Origin of the sequence: Phenylobacterium sp. (assembly GCF_044358365.1) — a bacterium.
Lineage (GTDB): Bacteria > Pseudomonadota > Alphaproteobacteria > Caulobacterales > Caulobacteraceae > Phenylobacterium.
This window is the reverse complement of sequence record NZ_JBIKNZ010000114.1, coordinates 1-5,381: the sequence shown is the minus strand read 5'-3', so window position 1 is coordinate 5,381 and position 5,381 is coordinate 1. Positions and strand designations below refer to the sequence as shown.

Sequence of the window (5,381 nt, the reverse complement as noted above, 5' to 3'; positions counted from 1 at the left end):
CTCGCGCAGGTCCATCGAATAGCTCTTGCCCATGATCCACCTCCATCCACGGTGAATCACGCTTCGTCAGATTTGGGAATCCTTCGATTCCCGATTCAGGCACGACGCTCTAGGTTCATGCAGCCCGACGAACCCGCCTCGCGCAGAAACAGATCATAGCGCTCGGCCAGTATCTGCAGCGCCTTCGTGTAAATGGTCGTCTTCGGCGTCGGATTGACTACGCCCTTGAGGAGGCTGACGCCAAAGATGCGCCCGTCAAAGTCCTTGATAAGGTCGAGGACGCTATAGGTGAACGCCCTATTGCGCTCGGAACTGGCGTTTCTGGGCCCGAGTAGGCTGGCGCCTTTGACCTCCCACACAGCATCGATTTTCGACGACTGATCGATCTCGACCGCAAAGAACTTTCGTTTGAGATACAGGTACTGGCGGTCGTACTCGCGCCACCGCGCCACCGCGCCAACGGCAACGCAACCCCGGCAAGACAGAATACTGGGCTCTGACCAGGCGCGACGGGAATGGTGTGAGCGTCGGTTACACCCGCTTCGTCCAAGTATAGCGCCCCATCGGCCAATTAGATGCCCGATAGACAGACGGCCCCTCCTTCGGAGGGGCCGTCCTGATCGCACACCGTGATCAAGTGATCAAACCGTCCGCTACGGCCGGTATGGTGGGCAGACAACAAATAAGACTGCGCTCGTCGGCTGTCAAATTGCCATACGCAGGACCATCACGTCATTGTTTCCCCTCCAACGCCTTGCGTCGCATCAGATGCATACCATCCGCTCTCCTACCCCTCACGACGATCCGATGGTCAACAGGTTCTGCACCGGCTGGTACAGCTCTTCCAGATAGGCGACGTCCTCGGCCGCCAGTTCGATGTCGGTGGCCGCCACCAGCTGCTCCAGCTGCTCCACGCGTGACACGCCGACCACCGGCGCTGTCACCCCGGGCTTGCTCAACAGCCAGGCCAGCGCGATCTGCGCCGGCGCCTTGCCGTACTTGTCGGCCGTTTCCATCACTCGCGCGGCGATGTCGAACACCGCGTCTCCGTGATAGAGGCTCTCCGTCCGGATCCGGTCCCGCCCCTGCGAGCGCGCCGTGGCCCCGCCGCCGAACCCGCCCTGATAGGCCCCCGCCAATATGCCCCGCGCCAGCGGCGACCAGGGCGTGATCGCCACCCCGCTCTTCACGCAATAGGGGTTCATCTCGCGCTCTTCCTCGCGATAGACGAGGTTGTAGTGGTTCTGCATCGAGACAAACCGCGCCCAGCCGTTCATCTGCGCGGTCAGCTGCAACTCGGCGAACTGCCAGGCGAACATCGACGAGGCGCCCAGGTACAGAACCTTCCCCGCCTTCACCACGTCGTTGAGCGCCTCCATCGTCTCCTCGATGGGCGAGCTCTCGTGCCCCGCAATCCCCTGCGGATGCCGGTGGATGATCAGCTGGTCCACATAGTCCACGCCCAGCCGCTTCAGGCTGGCGTCGACGCCCTCCATCACATGCTTGCGCGACAGCCCGCCCTGGTTGGGGTTTCGCCCCATCGGATTGGAAATCTTGGTGGTCAGCACATACTGATCGCGCGGCAGCAGCTCGCGCAGCAGCGCCCCCACCACGCTCTCGCTGGCCCCCACCCCATAGATGTCGGCGCAGTCGAAGTAGTAGAGCCCCTTGTCGATGGCCGCCTTGAACAGCGGCCGGGCGTCATCGATCCCCAGCGTCCAGTCGCCCTGGTGACCCCTGCCCGGCTCGCCGAAATTCATGGTCCCCAGACACAGCCGGGACACCATCAACCCGCTGTTCCGCCCCAGCTGCACCGATTTGAGCATTCTCGTCCCCTGACCGCTTTGCGATCAGGATAGGCGCGGGTGGCGGACCCGCGCCAGCCCGAAACGGCCTATCGGCAGCGCGCGCTCTTGCGGTCGATCGCGCGGCCCGCCAGCGCCCCGGCGCCGGCGCCCAGGATCGTCCCGAAGACCTCCGAGCCGCCCGGCGCAATCACATTGCCCAGAACGCCGCCGGCCAACGCGCCGACAATCAGGCCCGTCGAGCCGTCGGAGCGTCGGCAGTAGTACTGACCGTCCTTGCCGCGATAGATGCGTTCGTTGGCGGATAGCTGCCGCTCGCGCTGTGGCTTGCCTTCGCGGTGATAGCGGCCGGCATCATAGTCGCCATAGGCCGGATCGGGGCGGTTGTAGTCGTACTGACGCCAGGTGCGGGACGTCCCGTCATAGCTCCCATCGGTCGCACACCCGGCCAGGGCGACGGCCGCGGCAGCGGCAAGGGCAATCGATTTCATGTTCATGGCGGAGGGTTCCTGTGACCTCCCGCAAACCCGGCTGCGTCCAGTTGGTTCCACCACCGCGGCTGGCCGCACACCAGGGTCGGCCACGACCGCCGACCGGGGCGTGCGCCATGACCAAAGGCTAGCTTCGCGGCACGTGCATGCTGATCAGGATTACCTCGCCGCCTTTCGGGTCGACGATCTGGTGCGGGGTATTCTGCGGGACGAGGAAGACGTCCCCCTTGGCTATGGGCCGTGGCTCGCCGCCGGCGATGGCGGCGCCGGTGAGGTTGGTCCCATTGGTGCGTTTCTCGTCGACCAGCTTGCCGCCGGTGATCAGGGTCGCGGCGCCTTCAACCACGTAGAAAAGCTCTGCGTGCGCCTCGTGGACGCTGGGCGGGGCGGTGGCGGTCCGGTGCTCGAGGTTGGCGGCATAGGGCGCAAGGGTCAGGATCCGCTGATTGAACGCCGGCTGGCCGGGAGGGCGAATCTTGCGGGCGTTGGCGATCAGGGCCTGCATCTGCGCCGAAGTGGCGAACAGGTTCATTGGCGCGGGGGCCGCTTGCGCCGCCGCCTGGGCCAGGGCCGGGCCCGCCGCCAGGGTCAGGCCAAGACCGAGTATCGCCGCCGTCATGGCCATCGCGCGCATGGTGTGTGTGTCTCCTCCAAAGGGCTGACCTGCCTATAGCACCGCTGGAACCCGTCTCGTGCAGTCCGGAAAGCTGCCGCCGAAACGTCTCAGGCGAAGTGCGTCAGCACATCAAAACCGGCGTCGGCATATTGCCCTTAGGTCGCCATCAGCGCCCTCGGCGGCAGCGCCATCACCTCCGCGAAGGCGAGCTCGGGCAGGCGGCTGATCCCGTGACGTTGCAAGCAGCGGTGCAAGGACGAGCGCGTCAGGTGCGGGATCGTCGCCTGCAAGGCGTAGAGACAGTCATCCAGAGGCAGCAGCGTGTGTTTGCGGAAAGCGACGACCAGGCGGTCTCAGCCGGTCGGCGCAACAGCAGTTTAGAATACATCTGCGGGTGTTTCGAAGTCGAGGGTTTTTCGGGGTCGGGTATTGAGCTCCCGGGCGACGGCGTCGAGTTGTTCCTGGCTGATGTCTGACAGGTCCGCGCCCTTGGGGAAGTATTGGCGCAAGAGTCCGTTGGTGTTCTCGTTGCTGCCGCGTTGCCATGGGCTATGAGGATCGCAGAAATAGACCTGGACGTTGGTGGCCATGGTGAAGCGGGCATGCCGGGTCAGTTCCGATCCGCGATCCCAGGTCAGGGTACGCATGAGCTGATCGGGCATGAGCTGGACCTGGCGAGCGCTATGAGCCGACGCATCTTTGTTTTCCCACCATTGTCATTCTCGCCTGAGCGCTTCGATCGGGTCTAACCGCGCGGCCTTTCGCGCCGGCAGATATCCGGCCAGCACGCCAATGAGCACGGACAGCGCGAAGGCCATCGCGACATGCGCCAGGTGTGTGGTGACGGTGATCTTCGTGGCCATCGTGATGATCGCGGCGGCGACACCCGCCAGGATGACGCCGGACATTCCGCCAATCGTACAGAGCAGGGCCGACTCCGTCAGGAATTGCCCCATGATGTCGCGCTCGCTGGCCCCCACGGCAATTCGTAGTCCAATTTCCCGTGTTCGCTCGGTGACCGTCACCAGCATGATGTTGGTGATGCCAATGCCCCCGACAACGATGCTGATGGAGGCGACGGCGACGAGGAAACCCTGCAGGATCGCCAGTACCGACGATGTCGCGCGGCTAAATTCCTCGGTTGTGGAGACGCCGAATGGTGCGGTGACGCTGTCGCTCACGCGCTTCTTGGCCTTGAGCAACTTGGATATCTCTTCGCTGGACTGAGACAGATCGGTGGTTTCAGGAAGCTCGACCAGGATCATGTTGACCGAGCGGCCGGTCGAGCCGCCACCGACGCCGAGGCGCTGCCGCGCCGTGGAAACCGGCATCAGCGCAAAATCGTTCGGGTCGCCGGACGCGGCCCCGCCTGGACTAGTGGCCACGCCAATGACGACGGCCGTCACCCCGTTGAGGCGGACCCGGCGCCCAACCGCGCTACCGCCGGGAAAAAGCGCATCCGTGACAGTCTTCCCCAGCACGACGACATTGGCGCACGCGCGGACATCAGCCGCGGAAAAGGCCGCTCCCTCGATGAGCGCCAATCGCGCAATGTCAAAGTATGGGGCGTCGACGCCACGGAGGGTCGTGTCCGTGCTCGCGCCGCCGGCCAGCGCGCGGACCTGGCCCGACACCACAACCGCTGTCCTCAACACGTCGGCCGCGCCGGATGCGATCGCTTCTGCATCTCGTTCGGTGAGCAGCATGTTGCTCGAGGTCATCGCGGCGTCGGGCGTGGCATAGACGAACACGATGCTCACACCCAAGGAATGCAGGGAGCCGGATATCTCTCTTTCCACCGCGCGCCCTAGGGAGACGATCAGGGTCACGGAGAACACGCCGACCAGAACGCCGAGAACGGTCAACGTCGCGCGAAGGCGATTGCTCGCGATCGACGCCAACGCCAGCCGCAAGTTCTCCAGGAACATCGAGCCAGACATCATAAGGGCCGGCTCATGCTAGACCTGCCCGGACGGCGTGACGCCGTCATCGGCGATGATCGCTCCGTCGCGAAACTGGATCCGTCGCCCCGCATCGCGGGCGACGTCGGCGTCGTGGGTCACCACGATGAGCGTCAGCCCGTCTGCGCACAGGCCACGTAACAGCGCTAGGACCTCAATAGACGTCGCTGTGTCGAGCGCGCCGGTGGGTTCATCAGCCAACAGCAACTTGGGTTCGCAGACCAAGGCCCTGGCGATCGCCACGCGTTGCTGCTGTCCGCCTGACAACTGGGTTGGCCTGTGCGAAAGGCGCTCGGCCAAGCCGAGTTTTTCCAGGAGCCTGGCCGCCTTGTCGCGCCGCTCCGCCCGCGGTGCGCCGCGGTAGAGTAATGGCAGCGCGACATTGTCTAGATGTGAGCTCTCAATAGGTTGTCCATCCGGCCCGGACCGGGGAAGCTGTGGTTGTGAAGCTACAGGGTCTCAGGAGAGGGTCGGATGAACGTGCACAAGAATGCCCGGCTGTCGCAGC

Annotated in this window: 6 protein-coding genes and 2 pseudogenes; all 8 read right to left on the bottom strand. The window is 64.5% G+C overall.

Going from position 1 to position 5,381, the window contains the following annotated elements:
* Nucleotides 1-95: 95 nt before the first annotated feature.
* The 8 genes and pseudogenes from ACIQ3B_RS17845 to ACIQ3B_RS17810 all read right to left on the bottom strand — a co-directional run bounded on the left by ACIQ3B_RS17845 (nucleotide 96) and on the right by ACIQ3B_RS17810 (nucleotide 5,248).
* Nucleotides 96-452, bottom strand: coding sequence for a hypothetical protein (locus ACIQ3B_RS17845; RefSeq protein WP_397404980.1), 357 nt, complete (start codon nucleotides 450-452; stop codon nucleotides 96-98).
* A gap of 342 nt (nucleotides 453-794) precedes the next feature.
* Nucleotides 795-1,826, bottom strand: a complete 1,032-nt coding sequence (locus tag ACIQ3B_RS17840) for an aldo/keto reductase (protein WP_397404978.1) — start codon at nucleotides 1,824-1,826, stop codon at nucleotides 795-797.
* A 68-nt stretch (nucleotides 1,827-1,894) separates the two neighbouring features.
* Complete coding sequence (locus ACIQ3B_RS17835; RefSeq protein WP_397404976.1) at nucleotides 1,895-2,302, bottom strand: glycine zipper 2TM domain-containing protein; 408 nt, start codon at nucleotides 2,300-2,302, stop codon at nucleotides 1,895-1,897.
* A gap of 121 nt (nucleotides 2,303-2,423) precedes the next feature.
* On the bottom strand, nucleotides 2,424-2,930 hold the full coding sequence (locus ACIQ3B_RS17830) for a cupin domain-containing protein (RefSeq protein WP_397404974.1): 507 nt from the start codon (nucleotides 2,928-2,930) through the stop codon (nucleotides 2,424-2,426).
* A 188-nt stretch (nucleotides 2,931-3,118) separates the two neighbouring features.
* Nucleotides 3,119-3,265, bottom strand: a pseudogene (locus tag ACIQ3B_RS17825) (IS481 family transposase); the annotation flags it as partial.
* 24 nt (nucleotides 3,266-3,289) lie between these two features.
* Nucleotides 3,290-3,583, bottom strand: a pseudogene (locus ACIQ3B_RS17820) (IS30 family transposase); the annotation flags it as partial.
* Nucleotides 3,584-3,628: 45 nt separating this feature from the next.
* Nucleotides 3,629-4,840, bottom strand: coding sequence for an ABC transporter permease (locus tag ACIQ3B_RS17815; RefSeq protein WP_397404972.1), 1,212 nt, complete (start codon nucleotides 4,838-4,840; stop codon nucleotides 3,629-3,631).
* Nucleotides 4,841-4,870: 30 nt separating this feature from the next.
* Nucleotides 4,871-5,248 carry an ABC transporter ATP-binding protein gene (locus ACIQ3B_RS17810; protein ID WP_397404982.1) on the bottom strand — a complete coding sequence of 126 codons (378 nt, stop codon included), beginning with the start codon at nucleotides 5,246-5,248 and terminating at the stop codon, nucleotides 4,871-4,873.
* Nucleotides 5,249-5,381: the final 133 nt, after the last annotated feature.

Bases quoted from the DNA above. Each gene is read 5' to 3' on its own strand.
- ACIQ3B_RS17840 (WP_397404978.1), bottom strand. From the start codon at position 1,826: ATGCTCAAATCGGTGCAGCTGGGGCGGAACAGCGGGTTGATGGTGTCC.
- ACIQ3B_RS17835 (WP_397404976.1), bottom strand. From the start codon at position 2,302: ATGAACATGAAATCGATTGCCCTTGCCGCTGCCGCGGCCGTCGCCCTG.
- ACIQ3B_RS17830 (WP_397404974.1), bottom strand. From the start codon at position 2,930: ATGCGCGCGATGGCCATGACGGCGGCGATACTCGGTCTTGGCCTGACC.
- ACIQ3B_RS17815 (WP_397404972.1), bottom strand. From the start codon at position 4,840: ATGTTCCTGGAGAACTTGCGGCTGGCGTTGGCGTCGATCGCGAGCAAT.